This is a genomic window from Pseudomonas sp. NY15437, assembly GCF_048068435.1.
Lineage (GTDB): Bacteria > Pseudomonadota > Gammaproteobacteria > Pseudomonadales > Pseudomonadaceae > Pseudomonas > Pseudomonas nitroreducens_B.
This window is the reverse complement of the sequence record NZ_JBLUQC010000009.1, coordinates 220,551-237,845: the sequence shown is the minus strand read 5'-3', so window position 1 is coordinate 237,845 and position 17,295 is coordinate 220,551. Positions and strand designations below refer to the sequence as shown.

General features: G+C 68.0%; 11 protein-coding genes. 9 read left to right on the top strand and 2 right to left on the bottom strand.

Features of this window, described 5'->3' with window-relative positions; all coding sequences use genetic code 11:
* The first annotated feature begins 124 nt into the window (after positions 1 to 124).
* The 9 genes from lpdA (at position 125) to ACNFIA_RS20905 (ending at position 13,271) form a co-directional block, all read left to right on the top strand.
* The gene (lpdA, locus tag ACNFIA_RS20945) at positions 125 to 1,525 is read left to right on the top strand and encodes a dihydrolipoyl dehydrogenase (RefSeq protein ID WP_416788306.1); all 1,401 of its coding nucleotides are present in this window, start codon (positions 125 to 127) and stop codon (positions 1,523 to 1,525) included.
* Positions 1,526 to 1,769: 244 nt separating this feature from the next.
* The gene (locus ACNFIA_RS20940) at positions 1,770 to 2,039 is read left to right on the top strand and encodes a hypothetical protein (protein ID WP_259754254.1); all 270 of its coding nucleotides are present in this window, start codon (positions 1,770 to 1,772) and stop codon (positions 2,037 to 2,039) included.
* Positions 2,040 to 2,350: 311 nt separating this feature from the next.
* The gene (locus ACNFIA_RS20935) at positions 2,351 to 6,022 is read left to right on the top strand and encodes a PAS domain S-box protein (RefSeq protein WP_416788304.1); all 3,672 of its coding nucleotides are present in this window, start codon (positions 2,351 to 2,353) and stop codon (positions 6,020 to 6,022) included.
* The gene (locus ACNFIA_RS20930) at positions 6,019 to 7,020 is read left to right on the top strand and encodes an HD domain-containing phosphohydrolase (RefSeq protein WP_416788302.1); all 1,002 of its coding nucleotides are present in this window, start codon (positions 6,019 to 6,021) and stop codon (positions 7,018 to 7,020) included. Before ACNFIA_RS20935 ends, ACNFIA_RS20930 begins: the two co-directional genes overlap by 4 nt.
* A gap of 58 nt (positions 7,021 to 7,078) precedes the next feature.
* Positions 7,079 to 7,624, top strand: a complete 546-nt coding sequence (locus tag ACNFIA_RS20925) for a DUF4256 domain-containing protein (RefSeq protein ID WP_416788300.1) — start codon at positions 7,079 to 7,081, stop codon at positions 7,622 to 7,624.
* Positions 7,625 to 7,775: 151 nt separating this feature from the next.
* Entirely contained in the window at positions 7,776 to 8,858 is a 1,083-nt protein-coding gene (locus ACNFIA_RS20920; RefSeq protein WP_416788297.1) for an efflux RND transporter periplasmic adaptor subunit, read from the top strand.
* On the top strand, positions 8,858 to 11,911 hold the full coding sequence (locus tag ACNFIA_RS20915; RefSeq protein ID WP_416788295.1) for an efflux RND transporter permease subunit: 3,054 nt from the start codon (positions 8,858 to 8,860) through the stop codon (positions 11,909 to 11,911). Before ACNFIA_RS20920 ends, ACNFIA_RS20915 begins: the two co-directional genes overlap by 1 nt.
* An 84-nt stretch (positions 11,912 to 11,995) precedes the next feature.
* Positions 11,996 to 12,997: a GlxA family transcriptional regulator gene (locus tag ACNFIA_RS20910; RefSeq protein WP_416788293.1), complete on the top strand. Its 1,002-nt coding sequence runs from the start codon at positions 11,996 to 11,998 to the stop codon at positions 12,995 to 12,997.
* 31 nt (positions 12,998 to 13,028) lie between these two features.
* Positions 13,029 to 13,271, top strand: coding sequence for a DUF1272 domain-containing protein (locus ACNFIA_RS20905; RefSeq protein WP_259754246.1), 243 nt, complete (start codon positions 13,029 to 13,031; stop codon positions 13,269 to 13,271).
* Between the two features lie 574 nt (positions 13,272 to 13,845).
* Here the strand turns inward: ACNFIA_RS20905 and nfuA are convergent.
* Entirely contained in the window at positions 13,846 to 14,430 is a 585-nt protein-coding gene (gene nfuA / locus ACNFIA_RS20900) for a Fe-S biogenesis protein NfuA (protein WP_259754244.1), read from the bottom strand.
* Positions 14,431 to 14,876: 446 nt separating this feature from the next.
* Entirely contained in the window at positions 14,877 to 17,165 is a 2,289-nt protein-coding gene (locus tag ACNFIA_RS20895; protein WP_416788290.1) for a fatty acid cis/trans isomerase, read from the bottom strand.
* Positions 17,166 to 17,295: the final 130 nt, after the last annotated feature.

Here is a 17,295-nt window from a genome sequence, read left to right as displayed (position 1 = left end):
CGCCGATGAATATATTATGTTCGTAATATAAATCAGGTAACGCTTTCCCGGGCCCCGCGCTGGTGATCCGGCGGGCACGGACTAACCTCGATTCACCCTTCTTTCCAACTGCGGAGAACACGGCATGAGCACTTACGATGTGATCGTCATCGGCGGCGGCCCCGGCGGCTACAACGCGGCGATTCGCGCGGGCCAGCTGGGCCTGAAGGTCGCTTGCGTGGAGGGTCGCGAGACCCTCGGCGGCACCTGCCTGAACGTCGGCTGCATGCCGTCCAAGGCGCTGCTGCATGCATCCGAGCTGTACGAGGCAGCAGCCGGCGGCGAGTTCGCCAACCTCGGCATCCAGGTCAAGCCGACGCTGGACCTGGCGCAGATGATGAAACAGAAGGCCGAGAGCGTCGCCGCGCTGACCAAGGGCGTCGAGTTCCTCTTCCGCAAGAACAAGGTGGAGTGGGTGAAGGGCTGGGGCCGCCTCGACGGGCCGGGCAAGGTCGAAGTGACCGCCGCCGACGGCAGCAAGACGGTGCTCAGCGCCAAGGACATCATCATCGCCACGGGTTCGGAGCCCTCCCCGCTGCCCGGCGTGAACGTGGATAACCAGCGCATCCTCGACTCCACCGGCGCGCTGTCCATCCCCGAGGTGCCCAGGCACCTGGTGGTGATCGGCGCCGGCGTCATCGGCCTGGAGCTGGGTTCGGTGTGGCGCCGCCTGGGCGCGGAGGTCACGGTGATCGAGTACCTGGACCGCATCTGCCCCGGCATGGACCTCGAAACCGCCAAGACCTTCCAGCGCACGCTGACCAAGCAGGGCATGAGCTTCAAGCTGGGCAGCAAGGTGACCCAGGCCACGGTCAGCGGCAAGCAGGTGACCCTGAGCGTGGAGCCGGCCGCCGGCGGCGCGGCGGAGTCGATCCAGGCGGATTACGTGCTGCTGGCCATCGGTCGCCGCCCCTACACCCAGGGGCTCGGGCTTGAAAGCGTCGGGCTGGCCACGGACAAACGCGGCATGCTGGAGAACCACGAGCACCGCAGCAGCGTGCCGGGCATCTGGGTGATCGGCGACGTCACCTCCGGCCCGATGCTTGCGCACAAGGCCGAGGACGAGGCCATCGCCTGCGTCGAGCTGATCGCCGGCAAGGCCGGGGAAGTGAACTACGACGTGATCCCGGGCGTGATCTACACCCACCCGGAAGTCGCCACCGTGGGCAAGACCGAAGAGCAGCTCAAGGCGGAGGGCCGCGCCTACAAGGTGGGCAAGTTCCCCTTCACCGCCAACAGCCGGGCGAAGATCAACCACGAGACCGAAGGCTTCGTGAAAGTGCTGGCGGACGAGCGCAGCGACGAAATCCTCGGCGTGCACATGATCGGCCCGAACGTCGGCGACATGATCGCGGAATACTGCGTGGCGATGGAGTTCCGCGGCGCCGCCGAGGACATCGCGCGCACCTGCCACCCGCACCCGACCCGTTCGGAGGCGCTGCGCCAGGCGGCGATGAACGTGGACGGCTGGGCCATGCAGGCATGACCGTCCGTCGCCTCTGACAAACGGCATATGCGGCGCGATGGCGCACCTTCCATCGCGCTGCAGGCCACGGTTGACGGGGCCTGCAGCGTTCAGCTCGGTTTAATTTGCGACGCCTTTGTGTACAAACGCGACATGGCCTGTGACTTTCTTCGGCTCTGAAAACATCAATTGCGTGAACGAACACGAAAGCGGATGAACCGCTTTCGCCACCTTCGCAATGGATTACCGCAGAGAGATCACAACCATGCATGCGACTCTTCGTTTTAACGAGGCTCTGCTGATCACCGGACGAGCCTTCCAACCCTTCCACTGTGTGACTTGGGTTGATCAAGGGGGCGACGGCAGCCTCGACCTGTCCGTCCTCGACCGTACCGGTACCCGCCTGCTGGGCCTCACCCGCATCCCCAGCTCCGCCTACTCCGACCCGGAGCAACTCGAAGGCCTGCTGAACCAGGCCCGTGACGAGCTGAACCGCGAAGGCTACCGCCTGCAGGAATGGCACATGCCCGCCTGATCCGCATCCAGGTACCTCGAAAAGCCCGGCCCATGCCGGGCTTTTTCGTTGGTGCCGCCAGCCGTCGGCAAGCATTCAATTTCCCACGGCGCTCGCCGATAGAAGGTTACCGGTCGCCGCTGCCCGCAGCGTTGAACGTCGACGCCGAACCGTGGCGCCCCGCTCGTCCGATTCCATCGCCGCGACACGGGTTTCGCAGGGGCGGCGACCGACAATGATGGCAATTTGCACCCATCCTGTGCTCTGCTTCGCACTGGCTACCCCGTCTCGTCTTCCACCGGGCCTTCGGCACGCAGTACGGTCTTCGTTCAATGCTCGATCTGCAGCGATATTTCTACAGCGGCGACTCCCCTTCGCTGCTGGTTTTCGGCGAGCACAACACGGCGCTGGTGCTGCTTTCCGTGCTCATCGCCATCTTCACCTCGACCATGGCCCTGCAGCTGTCGGGCGTGGCGCGACTGGCGCGCAACCCGTTCTATCGTCAACTGGCCATCGGCACCGGCGCGGTCGCGCTGGGCGGCGGCGTGTGGGCGATGCACTTCATCGGCATGCTGTCCTTCCAGCTGTGCGCGGCGGTGCGCTATGACCCGCTGATCACCCTGCTGTCCGGCCTGCCGAGCCTGTTCGCCTCGTGGATCGCCCTGAACCTGCTGGCCCGGCGCAACGTCACCCGCCTGCAACTGATCGGCGGCGGCGTACTGGTCGGCGCCGGCATCGGCGCCATGCACTACAGCGGCATGGCCGCCATGCACATGGCCCCGCTGCTGCGCTACAACCCGTGGATGTTCGCCCTGTCGATCCTGGTGGCCGTCGTGCTGGCGGTGATCGCCCTGTGGGTGCGCTTCGGCCTGCGCGGGCGGATGCGGCCGAACCTGGCCATCCTGCTCAGCGGCGCGGTGATGGGCCTGGCGATTGCCGGCATGCACTACACCGGCATGGCGGCAGCGCGCTTCGTCGGCCGGGAGGAGTTCGGCGTGCCGCAGGGGGTGCAGGGCAGCTTCTACCTGGCGATGGCGGTGTCCATGGCCACCATCAGCCTGAGCATCTGCGTCGCCGCGGTGAACGGCCTGCTGCGCTATCGCCAGCTGTTCCAGGAACTGCAGCGCCGGCGCAAGCACCTGGATTCGTTGCTCGACGCCGCGGTCGAAGCCATCCTCACCATCGACCACAGCGGCGTGATCCGCTCGGTCAACCACGCCGTGCTGCGTCTGTTCGGCTGGCACCCGCACGAACTGGTCGGCAAGTCCATGCAGGTGCTGATGAACGAGGCCTACGGCCAGCAGTTCCGCAGCGCCCTGGAGAACTACAAGCGCAGCGGCGAGCGGCAGTTCCACAATTCCGAGCTGGAACTGGAGGGCCTCACCCGCGACGGTCGCGAATTCCCGGCGCGGGTCAGCCTCGGCGTCACCGACCACGATGGCATGCCCTGGTTCGTCGTGTTCGTCGCCGACATCAGCGAACGCCGCGAGATGGAGCAGGCCCTGCGCACGCGCGAGGAGCAGTACCGCTCGCTGATCCGCAACATGCCCGGCATCGCCTTTCGCGTCGTCCCGGACGAGGTCTGGAGCATCCTCTTCGTCAGCGACGCGGTGGAGGCCGTCACCGGCTGGTCGGCGCAGGATTTCATCGAGCAGCGCGTCACCTTCAACCAGCTCTACCACCCCGACGACCAGCATGCGGTGAACGAGGAAGTCCGCCGCGCCATCGCCGAGGGCCGCAGCTACGTCGTCGAGTACCGCCTGTTCGACCGCACCGGCCGGGAGCGCTGGATCTGGGAGGGCGGCAGCGCCTGCTACGACGAGGCCGGCACGCCGCAGTGGATCGACGGCGTCCTGCTCGACCAGACCGAGAGCAAACTGCTGAGCAACGAGTACGAAGGCAAGGTCACCGCCATCGGCCGCGCCATGGCGCTGATCGAGTTCGACCTGGACGGCCGCGTGCTGGCCGCCAACGACAACATCCTCGAACTCTTCGGCTACACCGAAGCCGACGTGCTGGGCCAGCACCACAGCCTGTTCTGCCCGCCGGATATCGCCGCCAGCGCCGAGTACCGGGGGTTCTGGGACGGGCTGCGCGCGGGCGAACACAGCGCTGGCGAATACCGCCGCCTGGCCAAGGACGGGCGCGAGGTGTGGATCCACGCGACCTACAACCCGATCCTCGATTTCGACGGCCGGCCGGTGAAGGTGGTGAAGCTGGCCACCGACCTCACCCCGCGCCGCGTCATGGAGCAGGAACTGCGCAGCGCCCGCGACCGCGCCGAACAGGCCGCCGCCGCGCGCAGCAGCTTCCTCGCCAACATGAGCCATGAAATCCGCACGCCGATGAATGCCATCATGGGCTTCACCGAACTGCTGCTGGATTCGCCGCTGGAAGACAACCAGCGGCGCTACCTGACCACCGTGCAGAACGCCTCGCGTTCGCTGCTGGGCCTGCTCAACGACATCCTCGATACCGCCAAGCTCGACCGTGGCGCCATCGAACTGGAAGCCCTCGACTTCTCCCTGCCGGAACTGTGCGAACAGGTCTGTGCGGCGCTGCGGCTGTCCGCCGAACGCAAGGGCCTGACCCTGCGGATCGACTACGGCCAGCGTGCCGGCGAGTACTTCCGCGGCGACCCGCTGCGCCTGCAACAGGTGTTGACCAACCTGCTGGGCAACGCGGTGAAATTCACCGAGCGTGGCGAAGTGCGCCTGGTCATCAGCGGCGAACCGGGCGCGCTGCGCCTGGCGATTCGCGACACCGGCATCGGCATCGCCGCCGACCGCCTGGAGCGCATCTTCGACCCCTTCGCCCAAGCCGATGCCTCGATGAGCCGGCGCTTCGGCGGTACCGGGCTGGGCACCACCATCTCGCGCCAACTGGTGGAGCTGATGGGCGGCCGCATCACCGTGGAGAGCGAAGTGGGCCGCGGCAGCGTGTTCACCGTCGACCTGCCCCTGCCCGCCGGGCGCAGCGTGCAGCCGACCGCACGCAGCCATGCGCCGAGCCTGCCGCCGCTGCGCATCCTGGTGGCCGACGACGTGCCGCAGAACGTGGAGTTGCTGGAGCTGAACCTGCGCCGCCTCGGCCACCGTCCGCACAGCGTCGGCGACGGTCTGGCGGCCGTGGAAGCCTACAGCGCCCAGGCGTTCGACCTGATCCTGATGGATGTGCAGATGCCCGGCATGGACGGCCTGGAAGCCACGCGGCGCATCCGCGCCCTCGAACAGCAGCGTGGCGCGGCAGCCGTGCCGATCATTGCGCTCACCGCCAGCGTACTCGACCGCGACCGCCAGAATGCCCTGGACGCCGGCATGAACGGCTTCGCCAGCAAGCCACTGGACCTCGCCGGCCTGCTGGACGAGATGGCCCGCCTGCTCGGCGCCGCGCCTGCCGTCCGCCGTGCACAGCCCAGCGAGCCCGCGCCACTGGCGACCCTCGACTGGGACGCTGGCGCGCACCTGTGGGGCGGCCCGCTGCCCATGGCGCGGGCCATCGTGCGCTTCCTCGACGAACAGCACGCCAGCCTGGCGACCCTGGAAGGCGCGGTGAATCAAGGCGACCGCGCCAGCATCGCCGCCCTCGCCCACCGCCTGCGCGGCGCCGCCGCCAACCTCGCCTTGCCGCGCCTGGCCGGCGCCCTCGGCGTGCTGGAAGGCGCCGCCGACCACGGCACGGCGGAACAGCTGGGCAGCGCGCTGGAGCGCGTTGGCGCGGAATTCGCCGTCGTCCGCGATTCGGTGCCGCTGGTGCCGGAGGCCGTCGCCGAGGTCGTTGGCGAGGCCGCCTCCCAGGACCTGCGCGAGGCGCTGCACGCCCTGCAACTGGCGCTCTCGCGCGGCGGGCTGGACGACCAGGCGCTGGAGCGCCTGCGCCTGGGCACCGCCCACAGCGAACACCGCGACGCCTTCGAAGCGTTGCGCTACGCCATCGACGACTTCGATTTCGACCAGGCCCTGGAATGGGTCCGAACCCTTGGCACCCGCCTGGAGCACGCATGACCCAGACCGCCCCTGACCATCGGCCCTGCCTGTTGCTGGTGGACGACGAAGCCACCAACCTCCAGGTCCTGCGGCACATCCTGCAGGACGACTACCGCCTGCTGTTCGCCAAGGACGGCGACAAGGCGCTGGAACTGGCCAACCGCGAGCGCCCCGAGCTGATCCTGCTGGACGTGATGATGCCCGGCATGACCGGCTTCGAGGTTTGCCAGCGGCTCAAGGCCGAACAGGCCACCTGCGCCATCCCGGTGATCTTCGTCACCGCCCTGGCCGACGTGCCGGACGAGGCGAAGGGCTTCGAGGTCGGCGCCGTGGACTACATCACCAAGCCCGTCAGCCCGCCCATCGTCAGGGCACGGGTGCGCACGCACCTGTCGCTGGTGCGCGTGGAGGAGCTGCGCGAGACGCGCCTGCAGATCGTCCAGCGCCTGGGCAAGGCATCCGAATACAAGGACAACGAGACCGGCCTGCACGTCATCCGCATGAGCCACTATGCGCACCTGCTGGCGCGCGCCGCGGGCTACTCGGAGAAGGCCGCCGACGACCTGCTCAACGCCGCGCCCATGCACGACGTGGGCAAGATCGGCATTCCCGACGCCATCCTGCAGAAACCCGGCCGGCTCGACGAGCGCGAATGGCAGGTCATGCGCCAGCATCCGGAGATCGGCGCGGGGATCATCGGCGAGCACGACTCCGACCTGCTGCGCCTGGCGCGCAGCATTGCCCTCACCCACCACGAGCGCTGGGACGGCACCGGCTATCCCAATGGCCTGCGCGGCGAGGAGATTCCCGTCGAAGGGCGCATCGTCGCCATCGCCGACGTGTTCGACGCGCTGACCAGCGCACGGCCCTACAAGCCGGCGTGGAGCATCGACGACGCCGTGGAACTGCTGCGCCGGGAGAAAGGCGGCCACTTCGACCCGCAGCTGGTGGAGCTGTTCCTCGGCTGCCTGCCCGACATCCTCGCCGTGCGCGAGCGCTGGGCCGACGCCGGCTGAACGGCGAGCCCGGCAAATCCTGCTTTACTCTGAGCTTCCCCTGCGCGGAGTAGATGCGATGAATGCGAAACAGCGCGACGCCCTGCTGGCGACCCTGCAGACGCGCTTCGAGCAGCACCCTGAACGCCACCCGGGCATCGACTGGGCGGACGTCCAGGCGCGCCTGAAAGATGCCCCGGCCAAGCTCAAGGCCCTGGAGCAGATGGAAGCCACCGGCGGCGAACCCGACGTGGTCGGCCGCGAAAGCGCCAGCGGCGCCCTCCTGTTCTTCGACTGCTCCGCCGAAACCCCGGCCGGCCGCCGCAGCCTCTGCTACGACCGCGAAGCGCTGGACGCACGCAAGAAGGACAAGCCCGCCGGCTGCGCCACCGAGCTGGCCGCGCAGATCGGCATCGAGCTGCTGGACGAGGCGCAATACCGCCAGTTGCAGGAGTTGGGCAGCTTCGACCAGAAGACCTCCAGCTGGCTGCGCACGCCGGGCTCCATGCGCAAGCTGGACGGTGCGCTGTTCGGCGACCGCCGCTACGGGCGCGTCTTCACCTATCACAACGGGGTACAGTCGTACTACGCCGCGCGCGGCTTTCGCGGCGTGCTGAAGGTCTGAGGATCGACTCCTTGTAGGCCGTTTCTGAACGATTCCTGTACCGTCACTGAACTTTCCCAAGGCCGCCCGGCGGCCCTTGATACAAGTCAGGCGGATTCCGCCGGGTGGCGCGCAGCCTTGTCGCATCCCATTCGTCGACGAGGAATCCTTCGTGAAAACCCCCGCCTGCCTTCTGCTCGCCAGCCTGCTGGCCGGTTGCGGTCCGACGCCCCCGGCGCCGGCCGAGAGCGTGCGCCCGGTGAAGCTCCTGGGCGTGCCCGCCGCGGCCGCCGAAGGTGTGCGCCAGTTCCCCGGCCAACTCGTGGCCTCGGATGAGGTCGACCTGTCCTTCCGCCTCGCCGGGCATCTCAAGACCCTGGCGGTGAAGACCGGCCAGCGCGTGGAGCGCGGCCAGCTGATCGCCGAACTGGATGACGCCGACCTGCGCCTGCGCCTGCGCGACCGCGAGGCCAGCTACAACCTCGCCCGTGCCCAGTACCAGCGCGTCGCCACGCTCAACGAGCGGCAACTGGTGGCCCGTGCCGAGCTGGACCAGCGCAAGGCCCAGCTGGACTCCGCCGAGGCCGCGCTGAAACTGGCCCGCCAGGAACTCGGTTACGCACGCCTGACGGCCCCCTTCGACGGCGTCATCGCCCAGTTGCCGGTGCAGAACCACCAGATGCTGCAGCCCAAGCAGCCGGTGGCGGTCCTGCAATCGGCCGACCGCTACGACGTGCAGTTCCAGCTGCCGGAAAGCCTGCTGGAGCGCGTCGACGGCGCCAGCCTGCGCAGCGACTACCAGCCCATCGTGCGCCTGGCCCGGGTGCCCGGCCGCGAGTTCCCTGCGCAATACAAGGAGCACAGCACCCGCCCCGATCCGGCAACCCTGAGCTACACCGTCACGCTCACCCTGCAGCGGCCGCAGGACGTCACCCTGCTGCCGGGCATGAGCGCCACCGTCGAGGTGGACTTCGCCCAGCTCGGCCGCGACGCCCGGACCGTTATTTATGTCCCGGTGGAGGCCGTGTTCAGCGCCGACGACGGTGCGCCGGGGCAGAGCCAGGTGTGGGTGGTGAAAGGCCAGGGCGACAACCTGCACGTCGAGCGCCGCACGGTTGAGCTCGGCCAACCGGGCGCCGCGGGCATCCAGGTGCTTGCCGGGCTGGAGCCGGGCGAGCGGATAGTCGCCGCCGGCACCGCCGAGCTGCGCGAAGGCCAGCGCGTGCGCCCCTGGCAGCGCGAACGGGGGCTGTGATGGACATCAGTGGCTACTTCATCCGCAACAAGGTGGGCAGCGGGATCGTCATCCTGCTGCTGGCCCTCGGCGGGCTCTACGCGATCCTCGACATAGGCCGCCTGGAAGACCCAGCCTTCACCGTGAAGACCGCCGTGGTCGCCACCCGCTACGCCGGGGCCTCGCCGCAGCAGGTCGAGGAAGAGGTCACCTACCCGCTGGAGAACGCCATCCAGCAGCTGGCCTACGTCGACAAACTCACCTCGATCTCCAGCGCCGGCCTCTCGCAGATCACCGTCAATGTGAAGCCGCAGTATCGCGCCGGCGACCTGCCGCAGATCTGGGATGAGCTGCGGCGCAAGGTCAACGACCTTGCCCCGCACCTGCCGCCGGGGGTTTCGCCGCCGCAGGTGAACGACGACTTCGGCGACGTCTACGGCATCCTGCTGTCCCTGTCCGGCGACGGCTACAGCTACCAGGAACTGCGCGACTACGCCGACTACCTGCGCCGCGAGCTGGTGCTGGTGCCGGGCGTGAGCAAGGTGGTGGTCTCCGGGCTGCAGGCCGAGCAGGTGCAGGTGCAGGTCTCGCGGGAAAAGATGAATGCCATGGGCGTGCCGCTGCAACGCCTGGTGGACCTGCTGAACCGGCAGAACGTGGTGTCCGACGCCGGCAGCCTGCGGGTCGGCAGCGAGAGCATCCGCCTGCATCCCACCGGCGAGTTCGCCGAGGTCGGCGAGCTGGAGCGCCTGCTGGTCAGCGCGCCGGGCAGCGCCCAGTTGATCCGCCTGGGTTACATCGCCACGGTGCAGCGCGGCTTTACCGACACGCCCAGCCACCTCTGGCGCGCCGATGGCAAGCCGGCGCTGGCGCTGGGCATCGCCTTCGCGCCGCAGGTGAACGTGGTGAAAGTCGGTGACGCCGTGCACCAGCGACTCGACCAGCTGGAAAGCGAACGCCCGGCGGGCATGCAGCTGACCCCCTTCTATGACCAGGCCGTGGAAGTACACGGGGCGGTCAACGGCTTCCTGCTCAGCTTCGTCACCGCGCTGGCGATTGTGGTCGGCACGCTGCTGGTGTTCATGGGCCTGCGCAGCGGGCTGGTGATCGCCGGGGTGCTGGCGCTCAACGTGCTGGGCAGCCTGCTGCTGATGTACCTGCTGGGTATCGAACTGCAGCGCATCAGCCTCGGCGCGCTGATCATTTCCCTGTGCATGCTGGTGGACAACGCCATCGTGGTGGTTGAAGGCGTGCTGGTCGGCCGCCTGCGTGGCCAGGGCATCGATGCCGCGATCCGCCATATCGTCCGCCTCACCGCCCTGCCCTTGCTGGGCGCGACGGTGATCGCAGTGCTGGCCTTCGCGCCCATCGGCCTGTCCTCGGACTCCACCGGCGAATACTGCCGCTCGCTATTCGACGTGCTGCTGGTGTCGCTGCTGCTCAGCTGGCTCACCGCCATGACCCTGGCGCCGCTGTTCGCCCGCTGGGCCTTCGAGAAGATGCCGGCGAAGGCCGACAGCGCCGAGCCCCACGCCGGCTGGCTGTACCGCGCCTACCGCGGCCTGCTGGAAGCCTGCCTGCGCCAGCGCGCGCTGACCCTGGGCGTGCTCGCCGTGGCGCTGGCCGCTTCCCTGCTGGGCTTCACCCAGGTCCGGCAGAACCTCTTCCCGCCGGCCAACACGCCGCTGTTCTTCGTCGACCTGTGGCTGCCCCAGGGCACCGCCATCGAACACACCCGCGACCTGGCCGCCGAGATCGACCGGCACATCACCGCCCTGCCGGGGGTTGAGCGCACAGTGACCAGCATCGGCCAGGGCGCGCCGCGCTTCATCCTGACCTACGGCGCCGAGCGCCAGCACGCCAACTACGCCCAGGTGCTGGTGCGCACCGAAAACCGCGCGCAGATCCCTGGGCTGATCGCCGACCTGCAGCATTACCTCGACGAGCACTACCCGCAGCTGCAGACCGGCCTCAAGCGCCTGATGTTCGGCCCCTCCAACGGCAGCGCCATCGAAGTGCGCCTGACCGGGCCGGACCCGCAGGAGCTGCGCCGCCTCGGCGCGCAGGCGGCCGACCTCCTCGCCGCGGACCCGGTGGCCACCGGCGTCAGTCACGACTGGCAGGCCCGCGCGCTGCTGGTGCGCCCGCAGTTCAACGAGGCCCGCGGCCGCGAGCTGGGCATCGACAAGCGCGACCTCGACAGCCTGCTGCGCATGAGCTTCAGCGGCCTGACGGTGGGCATCTACCGCGACGGCACCCGGCAGATGCCGATCGTGGTGCGCGAACGCGACCTCGACGCCGGGCAGATCAACGACCTGATGCTGTGGAGCCCGTTGAGCCAGCGCTACCTGCCCATCGAGCAGGTGGTCGGCGGTTTCCAGAGCGTGTGGGAGGACCCGCTGATCCTGCGCCAGGACCGCAAGCGCACCCTGACGGTGATGGCCGACGTCCTGGCACAGAGCGGCGAAACCTCCTCGCAACTGCTGGGCCGGGTGCGCCCGCAGATCGAGGCGCTGCCGCTGCCGCCGGGCTACGAACTGGCCTGGGGCGGAGACCTGGAAAGTTCCGGCGACGCCCGCAACGGCGTGCTCGGCAGCCTGCCGATGGCCTTCCTGGCGATGTTCATCATCACCGTGCTGATGTTCTCCTCGCCGCGCAAGGCGCTGCTCATCTGGCTGACCGTGCCGCTGGCGATGATCGGCGTGACGCTGGGCTTCCTGCTCACCGGCATCCCCTTCGGCTTCATGGCGCTGCTGGGGCTGCTGAGCCTGTCCGGCATGCTGGTGCGCAACGGCATCGTGCTGCTGGAGGAAGTCGACAACCTCGCCGAAGCCGGCCAGCCACCCCGCGAGGCGCTGGTGAACGCGGCCTGCGCGAGGCTGCGGCCGATCTGCCTGACCGCGCTGACCACCATCCTGGGCCTTGCGCCGCTGCTGCTGGACGCCTTCTTCCAGAGCATGTCGGTGGTGATCATGTTCGGCCTGGGCTTCGCCACGCTGCTGACACTGATCGTGCTGCCGGTGCTGTATGCGAGCGCCTACCGTCTCGGCGGCCCGAGGGAGGCCGCCCGCTGATCTGGCAGGATCCGTGGGGTGACTGACATTGCCGCCGACGACGCTCGCCGCCACACTCGTGACGTCCAATCAACGAGTCTCGCCATGGAATCTCCCCGCCGCATCGCCTGCCTGCTCTACGCCGAGGTCATGAGCCTGGATATCACCGGGCCGTTGCAGGTGTTCGCCTCTGCCAACGTCGAACGCCAGCGCCAGGGCCTGGCGCCGTGCTACGAGCTGCTGGTGCTCGGCGAACAGGCCGGGCCGGTGGCGACCTCGGCCGGCATCCGCATCTGCGCCGACCAGGCCTGGCGCGACGTCGATCCGTCCAGCCTGGATACCCTGCTGGTGCCCGGCGGGATCGGCGTGCCGGCGCAGTGCGAGAATACCGAGCTGCTGCACTGGCTGGCCGCTGCCGAACCCCAGATGCGCCGGCTCGGCTCGGTGTGCTCCGGGGCACTGATCCTGGCGGCCGCCGGGGTGCTCGACGGGCGCCCGGCCACCACGCACTGGGCGGACGTCGATGCGCTCTGCGCCGGCTTCCCGGAAGTGCTCGTGCAGGGTGATCGGCTGCACACCTACGATCCGCAGCGCCGCGACGGCGACGACCATGTGTTCACCTCGGCGGGGGTCACCGCCGGCATCGACCTCGCCCTGGCGCTGGTAGAGGCCGACCTGGGCCGCGCCCTGGCGCTGGCCGTCGCGCGGCGCCTGGTGATGTTCCTCAAGCGCCCGGGCGGGCAGGCGCAGTTCAGCCACTGGCTCACCCCCGAGCCGACCCGCACGCCGCGCCTGGCGGCGCTGCTGGAGTGGATTCCGGCGCACCTGGGCAACGACCTGTCGCTGGAAGCTCTGGCCGAACAAGCCTGCATGAGCCCGCGCACGCTCTCGCGGGTCTTCATCGCCGAACTGGGTATGGGGCCCGGCCGCTATGTCGAACGGGTGCGCCTGGAGGCGGCGCGCGCGCTGCTGCAGGACGCCCAGGCGTCGATCAGCACGGTGTCGCGGCTGTGCGGCTTCGGTCATCCGGAAAACCTGCGGCGGACCTTTCACAAGCACCTGGCGATCAGCCCGCAGGAATACGCCGAGCGCTTCGGCCAGCACTGACATTCATCCCAACACACCAAAGGACATTGCCATGCTCGAACTCCGCCCCGGCTGCGAATGCTGTGACCGCGACCTGCCCGGCGACAGTGCCGACGCCCTGATCTGCAGCTTCGAGTGCACCTTCTGCCGCGACTGTGCCGAGCAGGTGCTGCACGGCCGGTGCCCGAACTGCGGCGGCGAACTGGTGCCCCGCCCGCGCCGCCCGTTGCAGAAGCTCGCGGCTAATCCGGCCTCGACTCAGCGGGTGCACAACCCGGCCGGGTGCCAGGGCTGAGCGTGGCGCTCTCGCGCTGATGCAGAGTCTCCCGTAGGAGCGGACCTTGTCCGCGAAATTCTCAGCGGGAGCTTCCCAGGCATCACGGCCGCGCCAATGTCCCTTCTGGGCGTCGGCACCGATGGTGGTTCGCGAGCAAGCTCGCTCCTACAGGTTGGTTTCGGGGCTCTTTGTAGGAGCGAGCTTGCTCGCGAATTTAGTCCGGATGGAGAAAAACGTTTGCCGCGCAGGCCAAGCGCCGGCGCTGCCGGCGGATCGCGGGCATGGCCCGCTCCTACAGGTTGGTTTCGGGGCTCTTCGTAGGAGCGAGCTTGCTCGCGAATTTAGTCCGGATGGAAAAGAACGTTTGCCGCGCAGGCCAAGCGCCGGCACTGCCGGCGGATCGCGGGCATGGCCCGCTCCTACAGGGACGCGCGGCGGTGGATCTCCACGTAGGAGCGGACTCCGTCCGCGATAGGCCCGACTCGCGCCGAACAGCCCCCACACGACAGGCAGAACCCAGCGCTGCCGCGAGCAACGAGCGCCCACAAAAAAGGCGACCCGCAGGTCGCCTTTTCGCAGCGCGTGCGCCCACTCAGTAGTAGGCGTTCTCGCGGTTGCTGTGGTCGGTCACGTCACGAACGCCTTTCAGCTCCGGGATGCGCTCGATCAGGGTCTTCTCGACGCCATCCTTGAGGGTCATCTCGACCGCGCCGCAGCCCTGGCAACCACCGCCGAAACGCAGCACGGCGATGTTGTCCTCGACCACGTCCACCAGGCTCACCTGGCCGCCATGGCTGGCCAGACCGGGGTTGATCTCGGTCTGCAGGTAGTAGTTGATGCGCTCGGTGATCGGGCTGTCTTCGTTGACCATCGGCACCTTGGCGTTGGGCGCCTTGATGGTCAGCTGGCCGCCCATGCGGTCGGTGGCGTAATCGACGATGGCGTCCTCCAGGAACGGCTCGCTGATCGCGTCGATGTAGGCAGTGAAATCCTTCAGGCCGACCGGGGTGTCTTCCGGCTTCTGCTCGCCCGGCTTGCAGTAGGCGATGCAGGTTTCGGCGTACTGGGTGCCCGGCTGGGTGATGAAGATGCGAATGCCGATGCCGGGGGTGTCCTGCTTGGACAACAGCTCGGCCAGGTAATCCTGTGCGGCTTCGGTAATGGTGATAGCGCTCATGGCAACTCCTCGCAAACGTGGCGCCAGTTTACGCCATCCGGGGGTGAAGGATAAAGCCCTACTGATTTAGTAGGAATAATTCGCAGCTGGGCGGTGCGCTTTTGCAGGAGCGGGCCATGCCCGCTATCCGTCGGCAAGGCCGGCGCCCGACGCGCCCACACCGTGCGCATTGGCAAGGGGGAGGCCGATCGCGGACAAAGTCCGCGGAACACTGGAGCTGACCTGCAGGAGCGCGCCATGCGCGCGATCGCGGGCATGGCCCGCTCTTACAGCGCAACGCCGGCGCTTGGGTATGCCTCGGCCTACACCTGAACCCTCGGCGCCAGCGCCGTGGATTTCGCGGACAAGGTCCGCTCCTACGCGAACTGAAATCCCAGAGCTGACCTGTAGGTGCGGGCCATGCCCGCGATCACGGGCGTGGCCCGTTCCTGCAGAGCGCGCGACGGTCACAGGTTCTCGTAGCGATTCATGTCCAGCACGCCCGCCTCCACCGGCTCGGTTTCGCGCAGGTAGGCGTCCAGGTCGTGGAAGTAGAACCAGAACTGCGGGTGGCTGCGGCGGATGCCCCAGCGATCGGCGACCTTCTCGAAGTCCGCAGCGGTTTTCACCTGTTCCAGCGCACTGACGAACTCGCCGGCCTCGCTGGCCTTGAAGTCGAACATGAAGTTCGGGTAGCTCGACAGCACGCCGGGGTAGATGGTCAGCGTATCCAGGCCGGGCTGGTAGCGCATGGATTCGCCCATGATGAACGCGACGTTGCTGTGCGCGCGGTTGCGCAGCACAGTGTAGATCTCGCGCTGGCCGTCCGGAAGTTCGACGCGCAGGATGGTCGCCTCGGGGAACTGGTCGATCACCGGCAGCCCGGCGGCCGGGCGGCTGACCAGCCGACTGAAGGCTTGCTCGGCGTCCTGCAGCGGCGCGGCGACGTTGTTGCGGTAGCAGGCGCCGTTCTCGCAGAGGTTGATCGGGTCGGGTCGCGCATTGAGCGCCACGTAGTGCTTGAGCAACTGTTTGGCAAAGGCCAGCTTGGCGCCCTTCTCCGGCAGGAACAGCCCGGTCGGCGCGTCGCTGTCGTTGGTGTAGTAGTCGGCCCACATCTTCAGCTTGCCGCTGGTCTGGTACCAGTCGTCGAGCAGCTTCTGCCGCGCGGCCACCGGCATCAGGCGCAGGAAGTTCTGCTCCGCGCCATTGCGGATCAGGTCGAAATACAGGCGGGTCTGCGCCTGATGGGCGACGTTGCCATACACGTCGAAGTTCACCACCAGGCCGTAGTAGGTGCGCTCCAGCAGCGGATAGTCCATCCACCAGATCGTCTGCGGTACGCCGCCGATCAGGCCCTTGCGCACCGAGGCGCTGTCGTACTGGCGGAAGATGCTCAGCACGGCGTTGTCGTTGCCGGCCCAGATGTCCGCCCAGGTCGGCGCCGGCGCGTCGTCGTAGACGTCCTGGCGCAGTTCCTCGTACTGGTTGCGCTTGTCGCGGTAGGCGCGCCACTGCGAGAGCATCGCGCCCACGTCATCGATCTGCCCCGGCAGCGCCAGCAGCGGCGAGGCCTGGCGCTGGAAGTCAGGGTCGGTGACGTAGAGGTCGTGGTCCGGATCCTGGAACAGCGCCCAGAAGTTGTCACGGATCACGTCGGTGGCGATCTGTCCGCGGCAGACCGGCCCGCGGATGAAGGTGCGGACGAAGTACTCGGCGCTGTCCAGCATGAACTGGTAGCGCGCCCGCGCCGGGATCGCCTCGAAGGTCACGAACGGGTTGGCGCGGTGCTGCAGCCCGTAGCCCGGCACCTTGTCGGTATCCCAGGCGGTGCCATAGAACAGCTCCTGGTTGCGCTTGAGACGGGCCTCGTTGAGCGGATAGGTGATGTGCGTCTTGTGCACGATCACACCCTGGATCGGCCACAGGCGGTAATAGAAGGTATTGCCCGGATCGTCGTTGGGCCGCCGCGTGGCGATGGGGTCGATGGGCTGGCCGCTGGGCGTGCGCGAGCGCACCAGCTGGAAGAAGTGCCCCGGCTCGCCGCGCTCGGTGAAGTACAGGTGGGCGAGGTACAGGTGCTCGTAGATCCAGCGCGATACCAGGCTCTGGCGGGCGCCGGGCTGGTTGAGGAAGCGCTCCCAGCGGTCGATCTGCGCCGCTTCGCCCTGGCCCGGCTGCCAGGCCTGCTCGTCCACCGGCGCGCCCTGGGCCAGCCAGGTCTTGATGGTTTTGAGCTGCGCATCGGTCAGGCCGGTGACGGCAAACGGCATGCCGCTGCGCGGGTTCTTCGCCACGAAATCATCGATGCTGTCAGGCGTCGGGCACTGATTGGCGCGGTTGATCGACAGGTCCAGCCCATCGGGGAGTTTCGCGTTCGGCACCAACGGGTGCTCGTGCCCCAGGTCGATCATCCGTGCCATCAGCGCCGCCTGGCTGCCACGGCCATCGAGCACCGACCAGAAGTCCTTGCGCCGCCAGGCATCCGCACCGTGGGCGTCGAGGAACAGCCGCGTCGTGTCCTGAGCCTTGGTTCGCGCGCCGTCGTACACCGGCAGCTTGTTCGCCCCGCGCTGCGCGCCTTCGGCGGCGGTCAGGTTGAGCTGGCACGGCGAGTCGTAGCAGGCGTGGCAGGCCACGCACTTCTCGGTGAAGATCGGCTGGATGTCCTTGGTGTAGGACAGTCCTCCCGCCAGGGCCTGCGCCGAAAACGCCAGGGATGCGATGAGCAACGTGAAGCGGGCTCGCAGGGACATGAAGGACTCCGGACATCAGGATGGAGCGGATTCTAACGGGAGCGCCGCCGCAATGCGCTCCAACCAAAGACTGAACATGAGAAATCTTCATGTAAAACCGCGGCCGGTCAAATTTCCTGCAGCTTTGCTA

Bases quoted from the DNA above. Each gene is read 5' to 3' on its own strand.
- nfuA (WP_259754244.1), bottom strand. From the start codon at position 14,430: ATGAGCGCTATCACCATTACCGAAGCCGCACAGGATTACCTGGCCGAG.
- ACNFIA_RS20930 (WP_416788302.1), top strand. From the start codon at position 6,019: ATGACCCAGACCGCCCCTGACCATCGGCCCTGCCTGTTGCTGGTGGAC.
- ACNFIA_RS20940 (WP_259754254.1), top strand. From the start codon at position 1,770: ATGCATGCGACTCTTCGTTTTAACGAGGCTCTGCTGATCACCGGACGA.
- ACNFIA_RS20925 (WP_416788300.1), top strand. From the start codon at position 7,079: ATGAATGCGAAACAGCGCGACGCCCTGCTGGCGACCCTGCAGACGCGC.
- lpdA (WP_416788306.1), top strand. From the start codon at position 125: ATGAGCACTTACGATGTGATCGTCATCGGCGGCGGCCCCGGCGGCTAC.
- ACNFIA_RS20905 (WP_259754246.1), top strand. From the start codon at position 13,029: ATGCTCGAACTCCGCCCCGGCTGCGAATGCTGTGACCGCGACCTGCCC.
- ACNFIA_RS20935 (WP_416788304.1), top strand. From the start codon at position 2,351: ATGCTCGATCTGCAGCGATATTTCTACAGCGGCGACTCCCCTTCGCTG.
- ACNFIA_RS20910 (WP_416788293.1), top strand. From the start codon at position 11,996: ATGGAATCTCCCCGCCGCATCGCCTGCCTGCTCTACGCCGAGGTCATG.
- ACNFIA_RS20895 (WP_416788290.1), bottom strand. From the start codon at position 17,165: ATGTCCCTGCGAGCCCGCTTCACGTTGCTCATCGCATCCCTGGCGTTT.
- ACNFIA_RS20915 (WP_416788295.1), top strand. From the start codon at position 8,858: ATGGACATCAGTGGCTACTTCATCCGCAACAAGGTGGGCAGCGGGATC.